This window comes from Microcoleus sp. CZ3-B2 (assembly GCF_036705055.1).
Classification (GTDB): Bacteria; Cyanobacteriota; Cyanobacteriia; order Cyanobacteriales; family Microcoleaceae; genus Microcoleus.
Map to the genome: position 1 here is coordinate 122310 of NZ_JAUBTN010000001.1, position 19461 is coordinate 141770.

The window sequence follows — 19461 nt, forward strand, 5'->3', positions numbered from 1 at the left end:
GGCAAGCATTGCTGGCCGGTCGTTTTTCGCTCTAAAATCTGAAATCTAAAATTTACTTGTTACTCATTGATATCGCAAAAGGTTGTAGTGCGTCATGCAGCGTCTTGGTGTTTTTGTCTGCTTTTTGTTGGGAATTTTAATTATTTTGCCGCTGGTGCTGCTGGCACCTCAACCAGCCTTGGCTGCTTCTGATGCTTACGTGACTCGTTATTTGAAAGTCACCGAACCTGTGCCATTGGAATTGGACGCACAGGGAAACACTCGGTTATTTTCGGCTGAGGATTTGTCCTCCGGTAAGCGGTTGTTTGAGCAAAGCTGCCTCAACTGTCATGTTGGGGGAACAACTTTGCCGGATCCGACTGTATCTTTGTCTTTGACTGCTCTGGAGGGGGCAACGCCTCCGCGCACCAGCATCAATAGTTTGGTGGCGTATCTGAGAGAACCCATGACTTATGACGGTAGTGAGGAAACTTTTTGGTGCCGCCAAGTGCCGGAAAGCTGGATGCAGCAGGATGAGATTGAAAATTTGGCTGCTTTTGTGCTCCGTGCTGCTCAGAAGGCTCCGGGCTGGGGCGTGGATAATCTGGAGAGTTGAACGGCTTTTGGTCAAAAAGTGTAAATTACTAGAAAAATCCCGATCGCGACTGCGTGTTTGTGCCTGAATAAACAGGTAAAATAACTAAATAACCACCTTCAAAAGTGTCCATTAGAGGAGAACTGTGTTGAAAAGACTCTTATCGATCGCCCTGTTAGCGATCGCAATTTTTACCGTCGGCTTCGGCCGCCCTGCCTTGGCCGGCGATGCTGCTAACGGAGCTAAACTCTTTAGCGCCAACTGTTCTGCTTGTCACATCGGTGGCGGCAACGTGGTTATGGCAATGAAAACCCTGAAAAAGGATGCTCTGGAAAAGTACGGCATGAATTCCATCGAAGCTATCACTACTCAGATAATTAAGGGCAAAAATGCTATGCCTGCTTTTGCCGGCCGCTTGAAGCCCGAACAAATCGACGATCTCGTAACCTACGTGCTCGAACAATCTGAAAAGAACTGGAAAGGCTAAACTGCCTCTTTGAATTCGGACAAGCTGGACTTGATTTAATTTAAAACCTGTCCTCCCGATCGCACCCTCTCTCTCTCTTGTGCGAATAAATATCGGTTTGCAGCAATCTTAACCTGTTTGGGAAAGCGCGCCACAAATCGGATTTTTATTTGCCCAAGCGCGAGGGAGGGAAATTCGATTTTAGATTGAAGATTTTAGATTTTAGATGGAAGATTTTAGATTTTGTATAAATTATCAAGCACCTTACATTAAGAATTATTATTGCTGGCGTATAAATAAAAATTCGGTGCTAGGATATAAAGCTTTATTAGCTAAGCATTGAAATCACAAATAAAGTCAATGGCGAAAGTGGACTCTACATATATCATGAACGTAAAAACATCAGCAAAAGTTAAAACTCTCGGAGACGCAGCCTCTGGTGCGATCGAGAAATATTTTCGTAAAACAATAGCGCACGAGGCTGAAGTTATCAAAGACAAAGATGCAGAAGAACTTCACCAAATGCGGGTAGGATTGCGGCGTTTGCGATCGGCTGTAACGGGTTTTGCTCCGGTTTTAGACTGGCCAAAAGAAGCTTCTGAACGCAAAATTGGTAAAGTGGGGCGGATTCTGGGAACGCTCAGGGATTTGGATGTGATGCTCGAAAGTCTCCAAAAACGCTATTACCCGAATTTGCCGACTGAAGAACAGGAAGTTTTAGATGAGGCTTTGTCGAGTTTGCTAAAACAGCGGCGCCGGGCTTTGAAAAAGGTGAGGGCTGTTTTGGAACGCAAAAGTTACCAATCGCTGAAAAAGTCGATCGAGGATTGGTTGGAAAAACCGCAGTTTCGGGCGATCGAACATTTGCCAATTGCTGAAGTTTTGCCAGATTTACTCTTACCTCAAGTCAGCGAATTTTTTCTGCATCCGGCTTGGCTGCTGGGCACAAAATATGAGGATGGCCAAGTTAAAGTTTGTGATGATTTGAATGAGTCGGCTGTCGAAGAGAAGTTAACAGCGGAGGGAACTATTCTGCACGATTTGCGGAAGCAAGCCAAGCGGGTTCGCTATTTGATGAATCTGTTTGGGGATTTTTACAGCGAGACTTACGAAGTTTATGTCGAAGATGTGAAAGCTGTTCAAGAATGTTTGGGCGACATTCAAGACAGTGAAGTTTTAAGCGAGTTTTTGACAGATTTTGTCGATCGCGATTTGCAAAAAGAGTTGCCGCAACTGGCGGATTTATTGGCGAAAAAGCGCTACGAAGCTTGGCAAAAGTGGCAGGTTGTGCAGAATAAGTATTTGAGTTCGGAAGTTCGGCAAGGTTGGCGATCGACCTTAATTAATCCTGTGGTTGAAGATGCAGCTTCGGGAGATTCGCAGCCGGAAAGTTAGGTTTTTGGCGAGGAGAGAATGCGATCGACTGACGGGAGGGAGTAAAAGATAGATATTTTTAGGGACACGTCATTGCAGTGTCCTTCATTATGTAACTCAATAAAGGGCGATCGCACTTGGGGATAGGTTCAATAAAAAACCTTAACAATTACTCTTTCCAGTAACGAGTTAAAATCCGAATTACTTCACCAGTGTGAAGTAAAAAAGGGCGATCGCATTTTTTACCATAGCAAATCACGATTGCAACCACTTCATAAACTTATTCGTTGCAGTACCAATAGACTCTCCCACTTGTTTCTTCAAACGCCACCGCTGAAACGCTTGTTCGTAATCTTCGCCTTCAGTTTGATAAACATTCCAAGCATTCAGCGACAATCCTAAGCCCCAGGTTAGTAAAATGAAAAGCGACCAAGAAAGCTCGTGGGATCCAGCTAGATTAAACAAAACTAGAAAACTATTGATAATGCCGTATTTTGTCACATTTTTCTGCAATTTGCGACGACGGTAAGTGTTAAAAACCAGTTTTTCTTGAACTTCTCCTCTAGTTGCTAACCATTGCTGTTCCGCCGCCACGATATCCTGTTCGGAAATGCCCAATTCCGCTGCAATCTCGAACAACTGCACTCTGGATAATTCCCCTTCATCTTGTCGGCGGGCGATCGCAAGCTGTAAAATACCTTGAGCATCCTCCGAACCGTAAATTTGATTTATTTGATTGTCATTGGTCGCCATATAACAAGTTTCCTATAATTCCTGACATCCTTTCTATGATAGAGATAACCGGAGTTAAACGGCAGGTGGGGACATTGGCGGATTTCAACACCCGGACATTCGAGTTGACGCATTGGGCTAAGGGAATTGGGCCAAGGGCATTGCTAATTGGTAGTAAATAACCAACAACCAACAACCAACAACCAACCAACAACCAACAACCAATAACCAATAACCAATAACCAATAACCAATAACCAATAACTAATGACTATTGACTAACCCAAAGTATACATCCACCCGTCTCTCGCGCAAATCCTGACAATTCCGTCCCAAACAACAGGCGTAGCCTCAAAGGATAAACCAGGTTTAAATCTCCCCGATTCTATTACTTTCAAACGGTAAAACTCGCCTTTAGCATTTCTCAAAGCATTCTTATCGCCCGACTTCGCTCGTTCCCAATTCAAATTAAACAAATAAACACCGTTGTATCCCGCACTTATCAGTTTATTGCCATCTGTAAAAATCGGAGTCGAAATTGAAGAACCTATTTCTTTTTTAAAGACTATTATCGGAGTATCATAAGACTGATTTCGCCAAGGCACAGCAATTTTTTTACCTGTAATCATATCTTGGGAACCGATGTACAAATTGCCGTCGATCGCATTTGTGGCAAACAGCGCCGGAAACTCCCCGGAATTGTACTCGTCGTTCAACGCCACCGAACCAATTATCCCGCCTTCCCAACTAGAAAGTCGGCGGTTTCCAGTAGGCAAAAACCATTCGACACTGGCATTCGGTTCCTTGTTCGGATTCAGTTTCAGGACTCCGCCGTTGCCCTGAATGTATTGTTTTTCAATCGCACAAAATAGTTTTCCAGATTTAGAAATTACAGCACTTCCATCCAAATCTGAACCTGTATAAAAATCCCAAACTATCTTTTTAGTGGCAATGCTAATACCGTAAATATGACCGGAACCAGCAGCTATAAATATTCTATCTTTGAGCCTTGATGGCGATGACTCCGCTACCAAGTTGCCGCCGTGCTTGCCGATATCTGCTGCTGCATAAAGCTGTACTTCTGACAATATCTTTGGCTGTTTAATTCCTTGTTTTAGCTTGGCATTGCTTGTGGAACTATCGAGAAAATAGCCGATCGCATTTTCGCCCGCATTGAACAACACGCCACCGCCGATGTCCAAAGCACTGCTATCGTTATCTTGGCTGTAGCTGGGCGTTTTCCTGATGTCCAGCTTCCAAATTTCCTTGCCAGTTCTAAAAGATATTGCCCTAAAACTCGGCACGACACTTTTGCCACCACCGCCGCTGCGGCTGCCTTGCAAAATCACAATTTTGTTTTCGGCGCTGGCTTTTTCATCGATATAAATCGTTGATGAACCTTTGATTATATCATCAAACTTATAGCGCCACACTTCTTTATTGGTAGCCATATCTATTTTTCGCAAATTGTGGTCGAAAGAACCTATAATTAAATAAGTTTTACCCCGGTCTCTGGTAATTGTTGGCTGTCCAGTCCAACCCGCGCCGCTCCAAATTTGCGATCGCCTTCCCAGAAAAGTTCGTCCGCTTCCTAGCTGAAATTTGTCGATTAATTTCAAGCTTTTCGGAATACCTCTGCCGTAGAAACGGCGCTTGTCGTTACCTAAAAATGTCGGGACTAATAATTCTATTTCTGGGTCTGCTTTTGCCAGAGCATTGTTAAAATTAGTTTCTAATAAAGCTTGTTCCGAGGATGCAGTTTGGTACAGTTTGAGAACAGCAGGAGGAACAGCAGCACTCAGCAAAAATTGTCCTAGCTGTTGATTGAAGGTTCTGCGAGATGATAAACTCATGTTAGATAGAGATAATCAGCAATAATATTAAAACATAATTATCAGCAACAACTCAATTAAAACAGATCGCGCTAAACTGCTAAATAACTGACAAGCTTACTCAGTACGAGTTAAAGTATATTTGATTATGGTGAACCGTCTTGCTCAATCCCAAAGCCTTTACCTGCGGAAACACAGCGAAAATCCGATCGACTGGTGGCCCTGGTGCGACGAAGCCTTAGAAACGGCCCAGAGCCAAAATAAGCCGATTTTCCTGTCAATAGGCTACTCTAGCTGCCATTGGTGCACGGTGATGGAAGGGGAAGCATTTTCCGATCGCGCGATCGCCCAATACATGAATTCGCAGTTTATACCGATCAAAGTCGATCGCGAAGAACGCCCGGACATCGACAGCATATATATGCAAACCTTGCAAATGATGACCGGTCAAGGTGGTTGGCCGCTCAACGTTTTTCTCACTCCCGACGAGCGAATTCCCTTCTACGGAGGCACTTATTTCCCCGTAGAAGCCCGCTACGGGAGACCAGCATTTTTAGAAGTTTTGCAAGCAATCCGCCGTTTTTACGACACAGAAAAAGGCAAAGTAGAAGCTTTCAAAGCAGAGATTTTAGAGAACCTTCAACAGTCGGCAACGCTGTCAGCAGGAACCGCAGAACTAAATCGCGAAATATTCCAAAAAGGCTGGGAACTCAACACCGGAATTATTGCCGGCAGCAACCCAGGGCCCAGTTTTCCGATGATGCCTTATGCTGAGCTAGCACTGCGGGGAACGCGCTTTAATTTTGATTCAAAATACGACAGCAAACAAGTCTGCACTCAGCGCGGATTAGACTTAGCATTGGGCGGCATTTACGACCACGTAGCCGGCGGATTTCACCGCTACACAGTTGATGCTACTTGGACTGTGCCGCACTTTGAAAAAATGCTCTACGACAACGGTCAAATTGTTGAGTATTTAGCAAATTTGTGGAGCGCGGGAATCCAAGAACCGGCTTTTGAAAGTGCGATCGCGCGGACAGTAGAATGGTTGAAGCGAGAAATGACCGCAACCGCAGGCTATTTTTACGCCGCACAGGATGCCGACAGTTTTAACACTTCAGAGGAAGTTGAACCGGAAGAAGGAGCGTTTTATGTTTGGACTTACAGCGAACTGGAACAACTGTTAAATGCTGAGGAATTAACGGAAATTAAAGCACAGTTTACTGTTAGTCGCGCAGGCAATTTTGAAGGCAAAAATGTCTTGCAGCGCCACCAGCCGGGAAAACTCAGCGCCACGGTAGAAACGGCTTTAGCTAAACTTTTTGCTGTTCGCTACGGCGGCAATCCCGATACTGTGAAAACCTTTCTCCCAGCCCGCAACAATCAAGAAGCTAAGAATGAAAGTTGGCCTGGTAGAATTCCGGCAGTTACTGACACGAAAATGATTGCTGCTTGGAATAGTTTAATGATTTCGGGTTTGGCGCGGGCGGCGGCTGTTTTTGGGAATTTGGAATATCTGGAATTGGCGGTGAATGCTGCTAATTTTATTTTAGACAATCAGTGGCAAAATGGGCGGTTTCAGCGGCTGAATTATGACGGACAATCGGCGGTGGCTGCACAGTCGGAAGATTATGCTTTGTTTGTGAAAGCTTTGTTGGATTTGCACCAAGCGAGTTTGACTTTAGGCAACGGGGAAGAGGCAAAACAGTTGCCGAATTCTCAGTTTTGGTTGGAGAAAGCTGTGCAGGTGCAAGAAGAGTTTGATGAGTTTTTGTGGAGCGTGGAATTGGGAGGGTATTACAATGCTGCTAAGGATGTGAGCGGAGATTTGTTGGTGCGGGAACGCAGCTATATAGACAATGCAACTCCGGCGGCGAATGGAATTGCGATCGCCTCTTTGGTTCGCTTGGCCTTGCTGGGCCCGAATTTAGAATATCTCGATCGCGCCGAACAAGCTTTGCAAGCTTTTAGCAGTATTGTCCGAGATGCTCCCCAAGCTTGTCCGAGTCTGCTTTCGGCGATCGACTGGTATCAGCATTCTACCCTGATTCGCACTTCGCCCGACCTGATTTCTGGGTTAATTTCGCAGTATTATCCGACTGCTGTTTGTCAGATTGAGGCGGATTTGCCTGAAGGTGCGATCGGGTTAGTTTGCGAGTGTTTGACTTGCAAAGAACCGGCGAAAACTCAAGAGATGCTGTTAGCAGAAATTCAGCAAAGTCAAAGGCGAGGATAAAAGGAAAAAAACTGAAGTCCTGACTGCGAACCTGTTTTACTCGTTGACTCGTCACTAGGCTTTACTCGTTACTAGGCTCTGCCTAGTAACACAGATCCGGAGGCTCTGCCTCCAATTTCCGAAGCGAGGCAGAGCAAGAGTGATATAGGTTCCTTTCGCTGTAGCCTGGGAACCAGTTAAAGCCCTCAATTCATCAATCCCTGAATCTAAAATCTAAAATTTCAACTCCTTACCTTTTTGAGAAAGGCTATATTCCGTGAAAGAGGTATCTAAAAATGAACTTCACCATCAAACTGCTTGATGTCGTTGCATTACTAGAAGATTTACCAGAACAGGGCTTATATCGGGGTCAAGTGGGAACAGTAATTGATGAATATGATGCAGAATTTGTTGAAGTTGAGTTTAGCGATTTGCAAGGTTGTACCTACGCGCTAGAAGCGGGAGCATCTCACTTTTCCAAAAAGCATTTTTTTACATTACAGTGCGAGTACCTCAAGAACTCGCGAGTACAATACGCGAGCTCTTGAGGTACTCGCACTACAAATGCAAAACTGAGATGCTCCCCTAGAAGCCCTTAGCAAGTCGCAGTTAATGATTTTGCATCACAGTCCGCTTGCTGAAACCAAATAGCTGAAAACTCAACCATTATTACAAAAACAAGTTTTAAATCCCTAATACTTCCATTTTTTACAAACAATACAGCGGTGGGCAATATCCGAACTTATACAGAATAAGTTATGGCCAACTCTACAATCTAAAATCTACAATCTAAAATTGTATAATCCCCGTGCAGCTAACAGTTACCCCTCAGCAGCTAAAAACATAAGCTTTTTTTATATTGACTGAACCGAATTTATTAACTATAATTACCAGGTCAAAAATAACAAAAATCTTACGCCTAACACTTTTCTCAAATAACAGGTAAACTATTCTAACGTTTGCCCGTACCGAACGCTGCAGGCAAAACCTATATCTGTTAAGCATTCGTCCTAATTCTTAGGAGCAGGATTTTAAAATATGCATCTCAGCGAACTGACTCACCCAAACCAATTACACGGCCTGTCGATTCATCAACTCGAACAAATTGCCCGACAAATTCGAGAAAAGCATTTAGAAACAGTAGCTGCGAGCGGCGGACACCTAGGCCCAGGATTGGGTGTAGTCGAACTCACCTTAGCACTCTACCAGACACTCGACCTCGATCGCGACAAAGTTACCTGGGATGTCGGCCACCAAGCTTATCCGCACAAATTGATCACCGGCCGCTACAACCAATTCCACACCCTGCGCCAAAAAGACGGCGTTGCAGGCTATCTCAAGCGCTGCGAGAGCAAATTTGACCACTTTGGGGCCGGTCACGCCTCCACGAGCATTTCCGCAGCCCTGGGAATGGCAATGGCGCGGGACCTCAAAGGCGAAAACTTTAAAACTGTAGCAGTCATCGGCGACGGCGCGCTGACGGGCGGTATGGCACTCGAAGCGATCAACCACGCGGGCCATATGCCGAAAACCAATTTGTTAGTTGTGCTCAACGACAATGAGATGTCAATTTCGCCCAACGTCGGCGCAATTACCCGTTATTTAAACAAAATGCGCTTGTCGCCACCGGTGCAGTTTCTCAAAGATAACTTAGAGGAACAATTCAAACAAATTCCCTTTGTCGGCGAAACTTTTACTCCAGAAATGGAACGCATCAAAGAAGGGATGAAACGCTTGGCTGTCTCGAAAGTTGGAGCTGTAATTGAAGAATTGGGCTTTACTTACATGGGCCCGGTAGATGGACACAATTTGCAAGAGTTAATTACCACTTTCAAACAAGCTCATACTATCCAAGGCCCTGTGTTAGTTCACGTTGTGACGGTGAAGGGCAAAGGATATGCGATCGCCGAAAAAGACCAAGTAGGATATCACGCCCAAAATCCTTTTAACTTAGCCACCGGCAAAGGCATTCCCTCCACCAAGCCCAAACCTCCCGCCTACGCGAAAGTCTTTGCCCACGCCCTCGTCAAGCTAGCAGAAGATAATCCGAAAATTGTTGGCATTACTGCTGCAATGGCAACCGGCACGGGGTTAGACAAACTTCAGGAAAAACTGCCGAAACAGTACATCGATGTTGGCATTGCCGAACAGCACGCGGTGACTTTATCGGCTGGTTTAGCCTGCGAAGGAATGCGCCCGGTTGTAGCAATTTACTCGACCTTTTTGCAGCGGGCCTACGACCAAATAATTCACGATGTCTGCATCCAAAACTTGCCTGTTTTCTTCTGTTTGGATCGCGCGGGAATTGTCGGCGCAGACGGCCCCACTCACCAAGGAATGTACGATATTTCTTACTTGCGGTGCTTGCCAAACATGACAATTATGGCTCCAAAAGACGAGGCCGAATTGCAGCGGATGGTAGTCACGGGAATCAACCACACCAGCGGCCCGATCGCGATGCGCTACCCGCGCGGCAACGGTTACGGCGTACCTCTGATGGAAGAGGGTTGGGAAGAATTGGCGATCGGCAAAGCCGAAATTCTCCGCAACGGCGACGACTTGCTAATATTAGGTTACGGTTCGATGGTTTATCCGGCGATGCAAACTGCCGAGATTTTGAGCGAACACGGCATCGAAGCAACAGTCATCAACGCGCGTTTTGTCAAGCCTTTGGACACTGAATTAATCTTGCCTTTAGCACAGCAAATCGGGAAAGTTGTCACAATGGAAGAAGGTTGTTTGATGGGCGGTTTCGGTTCAGCAGTAGCCGAAGCTTTGCTAGATAATAATGTTCTTGTTCCTGTGATGCGCTTGGGTGTACCGGATACATTGGTAGACCACGCAACACCGGATCAGTCGATGGCAACCTTGGGCTTAAATCCGTCGCAAATGTGCGATCGTATCTTAGCACAATTCAGCCGCAAACAATCACCCGTTAGCGTCTAATTAGCTAGAATTGTAGGGTGGGCACTGCTCACCTTACTTCACCTTTACTGCACAAAAGGAGAATCAACAATGACTTATCTCAACCCAACTAGCAGAACTCCCCGGAGAAGATTGCACCCAAAACGCACAGGTTCTGCAGAAGAAATAGCCCAATGGTATGCTGAGAGAGAAGCATTTTATCAGCGCTGCAAACCTATTTTCGATCGCCTCAAACCAGAATTGATTAAAACCCACTACAACTGGTACATGGCCGTTGAACCCGACAGCGGTGAATATTTTATCGACAAGGATGATATGCTAGTTGCAAACATAGCCCATGAAAAATACCCTAAAGTTAAATTGCACGTCTTTCGGATCAATGAAACTGGAGTTTGTGGCACGATATGATGGAAGGAATATTTGGCGATCAGGACGAGCTATTTTTTGAAATTGAATTGATTGCTGATAACGGCTTAGAATTACCTATTGACGCTCTGCTTGATACAGGTTTTTCCGGCTGGTTAGCTATGAACGATTAAGATTTAGAGGGACTTGATTGGATATATGTGAAACAAGAAAAAATGCGAACAGCTAAAGGAGAATTTAATTTCGATCTTTATGCAGGAAAAATTACAATTGATGAGCAAGAGTTTGACATTCCCGTTCATGTAGGCGCGGGAGTACCCGAAATTTTAATCGGCCGCCAACTGTTGAAAAATCGGCGCTTGGTAGTTGATATTTCGGCGGGTATTTTGACATTGGAAACGATTTAAAAGCAAAATGAACTTAAAAAATTTTGATATAGTAATAGTAGGAGCAGGCCCAGCAGGCGGTCACTGCGCGAGAATATTGGCAAAATCCGGCCGCAAAGTCTTGCTTGCCGAACAAAACGACAATTTTAATAAAAACGACTTTTCCAGCGCCGCCACGCCTTTAGAAACCCTTTCTCAATTCGATTTACCCGAATCAGTTGTCGGCAGTTGTTGGCACAAACTGACTATTGAAACTAGCAAAGTCAGTCAAACTTGGGAGTCTCCCGAAAACTTGGGAGTTGTTCTCAATTTTGCTAAATTTAGAGCTTTTTTAGCCGAGGAAGTTGAGCGATTTGGCGGTGAAGTTTGGCTTGGTTGTCGCTACACCGGACATTCGCAAGCTAACGGTGAAACAATCGTAGAATTTAAACAGCTATCTGACGGTCAACTTATCAAAGCTAGCACTAAAGTTTTGGTTGATGCTACGGGTTTTGCTAGGGCGATTATGTACGAAAAAGAAAACGATAAGCCAGAGTTTTTATCGGGAACCGGCATCGAATATTTAATTGAAGTAGAACCGGAAATTTATCATAAATATGCCAATGATTTAATCTTTTTTTTGGGCGATAAATGGATGCCGAAGGGTTATTCTTGGATATTTCCAATGGAACAAAACAGGCTGAAAGTTGGTGCGGGCCGCATTTTTTTAGATCCGAAAACTGTGAAAAATTTGGAACCTTTGAAAAAATATATCGATTTGCTGATTGATGAATATCTGAAGTCTAAAAATTATACAATTATTGACAAACACGGTTCTACTCTGAAGTACAGTCAGGGTTTGCAGGATATTTATTACAAGGAGAATATAATTGCGATCGGCGATACTGTCTCCACTGTAAATTTTTTGGGCGGCGAGGGTATCAGACACGGGATGGATGGTGCCGAAATTGCGGGGAAATACATTGAAAAATATTTGGACGGGAAAATCTCAGATTTTGGAGATTATGAAACCCAAATGCACCGCAAGTTCGATCAAAAATGGCATATTTCGGAAAGGTTGGCGGTGAGAAAGTATATCGATGATGTTAATGATGAGCTTACAGACAAGGTAATTTCTTACTTAAAGTACATGAAAACTGATGATGTGATGGATATTTTATTTTATTATAAGTTTGAGAAGATTTATAGAGGATTTGGCGGTTATTTAGGGCGGAAGTTTCAGGGTTTGGTGCAGCGGCTGAGAAAAAGTTTTTAGTAATGATCTAAATCGTCATCAAGTTGGTTTGTAGTGAGGACTTGATTCCTTCCGAATGCGGACTAAATTCATCACTACGAACCTAATTTTAAGGGATTTTCCTTGGTGATTTGAATGCGGGGTAGCGACATTAAAGAATCGTCTAAGCTGCTAAACTTTGACCTATAGGATACACCAAAAGTATACCCGCTCGCCCCGATTAAATGTTCTACAATTTTATCGACATCTCCGTAAGGATAAGCAAAACATTTAACAGATTTCCCTAATCCCCGTTCCAAAATAGCGCGACATTTTGCCCCCTCACGCACAATTTCTGTGGGCGACAAGGTAGTTAATGGTTGATAGGTAGCAGACATCGAACCGAATTCAATTCCTGCATCCTGCATTTGCAGAATTTCTGGCCATCCCATTAAGTTTACTTCTTCACCTTCGGCTTTTTCCCAACTATTTGTCTTTCCAATCGACTCGGCTACTAAAAAAACAGTTGCTGTAAAATCATAGCGTTTTAGCAAAGGCCAAGCATATTGGAAAAAGTCGAGATAGCCTCCGTCAAATGTTATCAATACGGCTTTACCGGGTAAAGGAGTTTTAGTCTGTTTTGCGCTTCGCCAATTTTCCCAACTCGCACTGTAATAACCTTTTTCTTGTAAATCCTGTAGTTGCTGTTCAAACAAGTCGGGAGTAACGGTATTTAAACCATCGGGAGAAATGCGGCCGTAGGCGAGAATGGGCAGATTTTCTGTGACGCTGTTATTGTTAAAAACTTGAGGTTTTTCTGGGTTGGCAACTTCTCGATAAGGCGATTTTTTACCGATGATTTCTGGTGCATAAAATACTTGTTTTTGTAGCTCGTTTTCTAAGGGAATTTGCATTGTTGTTTCCCCGGCGATTGCTGCGGCTGATGCGATTTCTCGCAGCGCTGCGGCTGGGAGTGCGGCGCGGCGGCTGATACTGGTGCCGATCGCACCCGATCGCCTGCCGAACATCACTGCATTTGGCGGGTAAATGCCACCATAACCCTCTGCATTCAAGCACTCTGGCTGATTCGACCTTTCGCGGGCAGCAGAGGCTAAGCGCGATCGCAGCGATTGCTTACCGTCGATCGGTTTTCCCAGCAAAGCTTCTCGCACGGTGGCGACGCACAACTCAAAACCGCTATTTCGAGTAATTGTCGATCGCAATTTTTGAGCAGAAACGAAATTATTTTCCACCGCAACCGTTACAATACCGACAGCAACGCCGCCTACTTTCACCAGGACATCTATTTCAGAAAGCTCAACTTTTATATTAGGCAATTCCTCGCTAACTTCTACAGCAATTAAATCTTTTTCGAGGGTAATTGTTGGGACTTCCTCTGGTATTTCTGGCTTGTAGAAATCCTCCAAATGCCAATGCGATCGCACCCATAATTCTTGTAAAAATAGCCTCCAGTCATTTTTCTTGTGGAATGGTTGCAGCAAAGTTTCCCACAATCTATTACCTTTTTCGCAGCGATTGCGTTGAAAGTAGCGATCGAGAATTTGCCAAGCAAACTGGGCTGCAACCGCATCCGCCAACACCGCACCCGCCACAATCCCGTCGCAGACTGGCAATTCCACAACACCGAGTTTAATGCCTTCTAGTTGAATTGTACAGTGCAGGCGATCGTATATTTGCAAAGTGTAAATATCCGAAATTGGTTCCCTCACTTCTACCGTAACTTTCCAGGCAATTTCACCCTTGACTCGCTTAATCTTATCTAAAATATCTTTAATTTCATTACTCGTAAAAATTTTATGATATTTGTGAACATTACTCCTTTTAACCTCTCTCTCAATTCCTTGGTGCCAAGGTAAATTTAAACTGAGACTAGCAGCTTTTTCTTGATAAAACTCCAGCATTTTTGCGTCATATTCAACCCCCATAAAATGACAAAGCTCTTCTAATTTCTTGACTTTATTATCGACTATTTCCTCATACTTGACTAATATATGATTAGAATTTTTAGCATATTTGTGACTAATTAACGTCGCCTCCTTCCAGCGATGGATACAGTGGTTTAAATCCCAACCAGGCCCCCACAAATCATGAGAATTCCTAGTAGCCTCATGCAGAGAAGCTATTGTATCCATACCGTTTCGCAAAATATGTATAAATTTAGCATCCGGCAAAAATCGCTCTATGTCATCAATAAAATATATATGTTCCGGCGTTTTTTCCAACCAAATGCTTTTGTTTTGTTCCGCAGCCAAACCATCCAAAACTCCGACAAACCAACTAACTTTAGTTTCCAAACTTTGACTATCATCAAAACCTTGCAAAAGTTCAGGGCGATTAATCTCATCTTTAAAAAAAGCTTCCATCCTACCTGGAAACTTTCCCGCAAACTTCTTGTAAAGTAAATATTGAAAAAACTTAGATTCAGGAAAAGAAATAACTTCAGGATGAGCAGCCAATAAACTTTGAAGCATGGTTGTGCCGCTTCTCGGAGAGCCTATTAAAAATATCCGTTTCATTTTTATAGCTAATAAAGGGTTTGTGAATTAGATTTTTTTTTACGAACCGCAGAGAGCGCAGAGGGCACTGAGGAAGAGAAGAAAGAGGTATGATTGATGTTCATCTCTGGGCTATCTGCGGTTAAAAACTTTTTTCCTAACTCCAACTAAAATCCTCATGCAACAAATCCGAAAGTTCCTGATTGTAAGGTTTGAAGTAATTAGTCAATTTTTCTGCGATTTCCGGTGGCATTTGGCTGTATTCATCGAGATGATTGATTTTATCTTCTTTACCTGCATTCTCACTAATATCCAGAAAATTCAATACTTCGGAAAAGACTTTGCCTGTATGTGTGTAAAAATCTTCGCTCTTGAGAATTAGCAATTGTTCTCTCGGAAAATAGTCGAGCCAATTTTTGATTTGTTCTACATAAATTCCCCGCGACAAATAGGAATAGTGCTGGTGATTGAAACTGTAATATTTTTCATCGGCTTTGATTTTTTCAATCTCACCTTTGAGTCGATCGCCCTCAGAGGCGATCGCCTTTTCAAAATCCAACTTTTCGCAGCCGTTTGCCACTTCTAAATGATAGTGCATCCACGCTCGTTTTACCGGGTTTCGCAGCATTACAATCAGCTTAACATCCGGGAAACACTTGTAAACTCGCTCCGCTACCAAGGGATGATAAATATAGTAAGCAGTCATCTCCCAAAGGAGCACTTTCTCACTCGCTACACTCCGCGTCAACTGCTTGCTGTACCACTCAATACCACGCTCGAAATTTAATTCAAAAAAGTGAATGTCCCGCGAACCTTCTTTGATAATTTGCAAGTGATTTGCGAGATAGCTGTATAGAGATTCCGTGCCGCAGTTTTGAGCACCAATCATTAAAAAATCAGGTTTTTGCTTGTTTTCCAACTGAGTCAAAATCTTGGCGTAGCCGGGATTATTCTTATCCAAATCGTAAGTTGCAGCGGCTGGTTCGGCTAAATCCAGAAGCGGCATTTTGCCCTCAAATTCCCAGCGGTACGGCGGACAAAGAATCGTTTTTTGGTTGACAGTCGATCGCACGTACAGCGGATAAACCTGCCAATGATAATCGTAGGCGTAAGCCAAAGTTTCCTCGTAAACCCCAGCATTCACGTAATACTGACCGTTTCCTAAATCCAGCCTGTCTATTTGCAGCCGGATTTTGCCTTTCCCCTTTACAAGCGGCAGCAGTCTGCCCATTTGATTAGTATTAGTCTCAAAACAACTTTGACCATCATCCCGGCTGATTGTCACGGCAAAAATAGCAGCAGAAATTTCCTGAGACACCGAATAATGGATTTCAATGCTAATAGCATCACCGCTATCTATTTCTACATTCGGAAATACTTTAACATCGGTAATTTCTACTTCCAAAGAACCGAAGCGATTCTGATTACCTCGCAGTGGCGAGCCGCTACTTGTAGCTTCAGCACCGCGCAGGGGAGTGTGATTTTCTGTGGACGATCGCATTTCTGACAAATACTGACCGACTACTACTTCCGGTTCCCCATAGGCCACGATTTCACCTGCTTTCAGCCACAAAGCCCGATCGCACATTTTCTGAATTTGCGACGCAGTGTGAGAAATCAAAACAATCGCACATCCTTGATTTTTAAACTCAGTTATCTTATTCAAACATTTGGTTTGAAAAGCCACATCACCAACCGACAAATGTTCATCAACTAACAGCACTTCTGGATCGGTATGCACCGCCACCGAAAAAGCCAGCCGCATTTTCATCCCCGTACTGTAAGTCCGCATCGGGCTGTCAATAAACTGTTTTAACTCTGCAAATTCCACAATATCGTCAAATCTGCGCGCCACTTCCCGGCTAGTCAAACCGGCCACTACAGCACCCACAAACACGTTTTCTCTGCCAGTTAGATCCGTGTGAAAACCCGCACCCAAATCTAACAAGCCGCCTATTCTGCCGTTAACTTTAATAGTTCCTTCCTCAGCCTTACCAATCCCACCGACAAGTTGCAGCAGCGTTGATTTCCCCGCCCCATTCTTGCCAAGAATTCCCAACATTTCCCCAGGAGAAACAGTAAAATTTATATTCCGCAGCGCCCAAAAACTCGCCTCCGGCTTCAGCTTCCACCAACCGGACAAAGCTGCCTCCATAATCGTATAAGGTTTCGTGGCAGAGTAGCGGTTAAAACGCTTACCCAAACCCTTGACAATAATTGCTTCTCGCATTTATAATTCCTCCACAAAATGATCACTTTGCCGTCTAAAAATTCCCAGTCCAATGGGCAAAAGAGCCGCCACAGCCAAGCTCAAAACTAACAGAGCCTGCCAATCCGGCTGCATACCTTTGAGCAGTATGGCGCGGTAAGCTTCAATCAGCGGCACCATTGGATTTAAGTAATAAAAAATCTTAAATTTTTCCGGGACGCTGTTGATGTCGTAGAAAATCGGAGTTAGGTAAAACATCATCTGCAAAACTACTCCCAAAGTGTGCTGAGTGTCGCGAAAAGTGACATTTAAAGCTGCAAGGGGATAAGCAAAACTAACTGTCAAAAAAAACTGAATAATCATCAGCAGCGGCAACAAAAGTAGCACTGAATTTAGATGAACGCCATCAATTAGCAGAAAGATAATTAACACCGGCAAAGCTAACACAAAGTGAATTAGCCCAGTCATCGTCGTGACTACCGGCAAAATTGCCGTGGGGAAATTTGGTTGCCTGATTAGTGCCTTATTATTGGTAATTAATCCCGTTGATTTAAATAATGCCGTTTGAGACCAACTCCAAATTAACAAGCCGCTGAAAACAAAGGAAGAAAATTTGGGAATATTAAGCGCTACGACAGAGCGAAACAAAAAGGAAAATACAGCCAACTGTAACAGCGGACTGATTAAAGTCCAAGCAATCCCCAAGGTCGATCGCTTGTAAAGTAATTTCATATCGCGATCGACCAATACCCGTAGCAAATCAAAGAAATGAGTGATTTGGCGAATGTAAGCTACCTTTCCCGCATTTATCACAGCACACCCCCAGCAACTATCTGAGGTTCTCGCCCGGATAAATTCCAGGGCTGAATCTTAACTAAATTCTGGGTCTGCACCAGGTTCAACTTATCAGGAATTGGTTCTAAAAAATTAGCTTTATTCAATTCTATTGCCATAATTACCATTGTCAATTTCTATTTTTTTTACTCTAAATTACTATTACCGAGCAATTAAAGGCTTACTTAATTACACCTCTATAGCGGTTCTCAAAAAATTGAGGTATCCCCGATGCCCTATGCCCGATGCCCGATGCCCGATGCCCGATGCCCTATGCCCTATGCCCTATGCCCGGTTTGGCCTATGCCCTATGCCGGATAGTACCTCGTATGAGAGATCGAAAGGCTATATATTCTATTATTTATAGAATCTAATTCTGTCATTTCTAGGCAGAATTTTCCAGCTTTTTTTTGTCCAATACTTTAAATAACTGTAGATGTTGAAGTAGGGTGTTGTCAACTAAGCTAGGCTCAGAATGAGCAGCACTTTTGGGCATACCGTTAGCCGCGATCGCCCGAGCCAGAGGTTCGGCAAAGTCAAGCGCCAGAATCGATCGCAAGTGAGCACCCCGCAGTGGCTCTACACCGAATTTGGGAGTGACGTGACCGATCGGCAGTTCGCCGTAACGGAGATAAATGCCATCGGGCCGCGCAGCATCGATCGCTCGTTCTGCAGCTTCCCAACCTTGCTGCAAATCAATTTCAATTTCGCGATCGCTCAAATCAGCGCGGGCCGCGCCGGATTGCATAAAACTCGAAATTCCCGATCGACTTTTCAACTCATCCATCACACCCCGGAAGTACCAATAACCCAGCAAGTTTCCCCGCAGCCACCGCCAAGTAGTCCTCATCCCCAAACCTTGCAACAAATCCAGCGATTTCCTCAGCCCCAGGGCCAGCAAATCCACAGCTTGCACCCAGAAAAACGCGATCGCCACCAAAATCTTGTCTGCCAAAGAATCAGGAACTTCGTAATATTTGATCTTCAATATCGGTCTAAGTTCCGGATGTCTCTGACCGATCAAAACATCCGATCGCCCTTCCTGACGAGCACGGCCAAAAGAGCGATCGAGATTATTAGTTTCATGTTCGTAATGATAGCCCACCGCATCAGCCGCGATCGCAAAACATACATCAGCTTTCAGCAACCGCACCCCAAACTCGTAATCTTCCCCGCCGCAGTTCCCAAAAGCCAAATCAAAGCCATCGAGACTAGCAAACAACTCTGCATCCAGAGAAAGATTGCCGCTGAGCAAATCTTGGTATCCAAAGCGGCGATCCGGGAGGCCCATCTGGTAAAACTTTTCCTCCCACCAAGCCCGCACTTCCACATCAAAAAAGCTAGTTCCTCCCTGCAACTTTGGCGGATAAGGGCCCATGACAGCACAGCCCGGACGTTCTTGGTGAGTGCGAACGTGGCTTTCCACCAAAAGCGGCAGCGCTTCAATATCATCGTCCAGAAACAGCAGCAACTGCCCGATCGCCGAAGCCGCTCCCGTATTGCGAGCGATCGAAGCACTCCGGCAATTTACCTCAACAACCTGCAATTTAAACGGAGTTTTGTAGTCTTGCAGCATTGCCAAAGTATCGTCAATGCAGCTATCTGCAACTACAATAACTTCCATGAGGTCGATCGGATAAGTCTGCGAGTGCAAAGCATCCAGAGCCCGCCGCAGCGAACCACTTCGATTGTGAGTCGGAATAATTACGCTAACTGTTAGATTTTCTCTATTCATATTTGGAATTGGTAATTGGGCGGAGCGAAGCGGAGGGATTGGGCATTGGCCCGCGCAGGGCATTAGTTGTTAGTTGTTAGTTGTT

Annotated in this window: 17 protein-coding genes; 10 read left to right on the top strand and 7 right to left on the bottom strand. The window is 44.3% G+C overall.

What is annotated here, in order from left to right:
* The first annotated feature begins 94 nt into the window (after nt 1–94).
* The 3 genes from psbV2 (at nt 95) to QUA97_RS00545 (ending at nt 2435) form a co-directional block, all read left to right on the top strand.
* Nucleotides 95–595: a photosystem II cytochrome PsbV2 gene (gene psbV2 / locus QUA97_RS00535; RefSeq protein ID WP_194065631.1), complete on the top strand. Its 501-nt coding sequence runs from the start codon at nt 95–97 to the stop codon at nt 593–595.
* Between the two features lie 127 nt (nt 596–722).
* Nucleotides 723–1061 carry a cytochrome c6 PetJ gene (petJ, locus tag QUA97_RS00540; RefSeq protein WP_194065632.1) on the top strand — a complete coding sequence of 113 codons (339 nt, stop codon included), beginning with the start codon at nt 723–725 and terminating at the stop codon, nt 1059–1061.
* A gap of 366 nt (nt 1062–1427) precedes the next feature.
* Entirely contained in the window at nt 1428–2435 is a 1008-nt protein-coding gene (locus tag QUA97_RS00545; protein WP_194065633.1) for a CHAD domain-containing protein, read from the top strand.
* A 234-nt stretch (nt 2436–2669) separates the two neighbouring features.
* On the opposite strand, the gene QUA97_RS00550 is transcribed toward QUA97_RS00545, so the two are convergent.
* Together QUA97_RS00550 and QUA97_RS00555 are read right to left on the bottom strand one after the other, a co-directional pair.
* Nucleotides 2670–3167 carry a 2TM domain-containing protein gene (locus QUA97_RS00550; protein ID WP_333192057.1) on the bottom strand — a complete coding sequence of 166 codons (498 nt, stop codon included), beginning with the start codon at nt 3165–3167 and terminating at the stop codon, nt 2670–2672.
* A gap of 256 nt (nt 3168–3423) precedes the next feature.
* On the bottom strand, nt 3424–4998 hold the full coding sequence (locus QUA97_RS00555) for an outer membrane protein assembly factor BamB family protein (protein ID WP_333192060.1): 1575 nt from the start codon (nt 4996–4998) through the stop codon (nt 3424–3426).
* Between the two features lie 127 nt (nt 4999–5125).
* On the opposite strand from QUA97_RS00555, the gene QUA97_RS00560 reads away from it, so the two are divergent.
* From QUA97_RS00560 to QUA97_RS00590, 7 genes are all read left to right on the top strand, one after another.
* Nucleotides 5126–7213 (top strand): thioredoxin domain-containing protein, encoded by a 2088-nt coding sequence (locus QUA97_RS00560; RefSeq protein ID WP_333192062.1) that lies wholly within the window; start codon nt 5126–5128, stop codon nt 7211–7213.
* Nucleotides 7214–7488: 275 nt separating this feature from the next.
* Entirely contained in the window at nt 7489–7740 is a 252-nt protein-coding gene (locus tag QUA97_RS00565; protein WP_228049685.1) for a DUF4926 domain-containing protein, read from the top strand.
* A gap of 490 nt (nt 7741–8230) precedes the next feature.
* A complete protein-coding gene (gene dxs / locus QUA97_RS00570) occupies nt 8231–10138 on the top strand; it encodes a 1-deoxy-D-xylulose-5-phosphate synthase (protein ID WP_194065637.1) in 1908 nt (635 codons plus the stop codon).
* Between the two features lie 69 nt (nt 10139–10207).
* Nucleotides 10208–10525, top strand: coding sequence for a hypothetical protein (locus tag QUA97_RS00575; RefSeq protein WP_194065638.1), 318 nt, complete (start codon nt 10208–10210; stop codon nt 10523–10525).
* On the top strand, nt 10522–10656 hold the full coding sequence (locus tag QUA97_RS00580; RefSeq protein WP_333192066.1) for a hypothetical protein: 135 nt from the start codon (nt 10522–10524) through the stop codon (nt 10654–10656). The genes QUA97_RS00575 and QUA97_RS00580 overlap by 4 nt, the downstream gene beginning before the upstream one ends.
* Before the next feature lie 42 nt (nt 10657–10698).
* Nucleotides 10699–10890 carry a hypothetical protein gene (locus tag QUA97_RS00585; protein ID WP_333192070.1) on the top strand — a complete coding sequence of 64 codons (192 nt, stop codon included), beginning with the start codon at nt 10699–10701 and terminating at the stop codon, nt 10888–10890.
* Nucleotides 10891–10897: 7 nt separating this feature from the next.
* Nucleotides 10898–12124, top strand: coding sequence for an NAD(P)/FAD-dependent oxidoreductase (locus tag QUA97_RS00590; RefSeq protein ID WP_194065639.1), 1227 nt, complete (start codon nt 10898–10900; stop codon nt 12122–12124).
* A 74-nt stretch (nt 12125–12198) separates the two neighbouring features.
* On the opposite strand, the gene QUA97_RS00595 is transcribed toward QUA97_RS00590, so the two are convergent.
* The 5 genes from QUA97_RS00595 to QUA97_RS00615 all read right to left on the bottom strand — a co-directional run bounded on the left by QUA97_RS00595 (nt 12199) and on the right by QUA97_RS00615 (nt 19376).
* Entirely contained in the window at nt 12199–14619 is a 2421-nt protein-coding gene (locus tag QUA97_RS00595) for a sulfotransferase (RefSeq protein WP_333192074.1), read from the bottom strand.
* A 136-nt stretch (nt 14620–14755) separates the two neighbouring features.
* Entirely contained in the window at nt 14756–16828 is a 2073-nt protein-coding gene (locus QUA97_RS00600) for a Wzt carbohydrate-binding domain-containing protein (RefSeq protein WP_333192077.1), read from the bottom strand.
* A complete protein-coding gene (locus QUA97_RS00605; protein WP_333192081.1) occupies nt 16829–17620 on the bottom strand; it encodes an ABC transporter permease in 792 nt (263 codons plus the stop codon).
* The gene (locus QUA97_RS00610; protein WP_333192084.1) at nt 17617–17769 is read right to left on the bottom strand and encodes a hypothetical protein; all 153 of its coding nucleotides are present in this window, start codon (nt 17767–17769) and stop codon (nt 17617–17619) included. Before QUA97_RS00610 ends, QUA97_RS00605 begins: the two co-directional genes overlap by 4 nt.
* 257 nt (nt 17770–18026) lie before the next feature.
* On the bottom strand, nt 18027–19376 hold the full coding sequence (locus QUA97_RS00615; protein WP_333192087.1) for a glycosyltransferase family 2 protein: 1350 nt from the start codon (nt 19374–19376) through the stop codon (nt 18027–18029).
* Between the last annotated feature and the right edge of the window lie 85 nt (nt 19377–19461).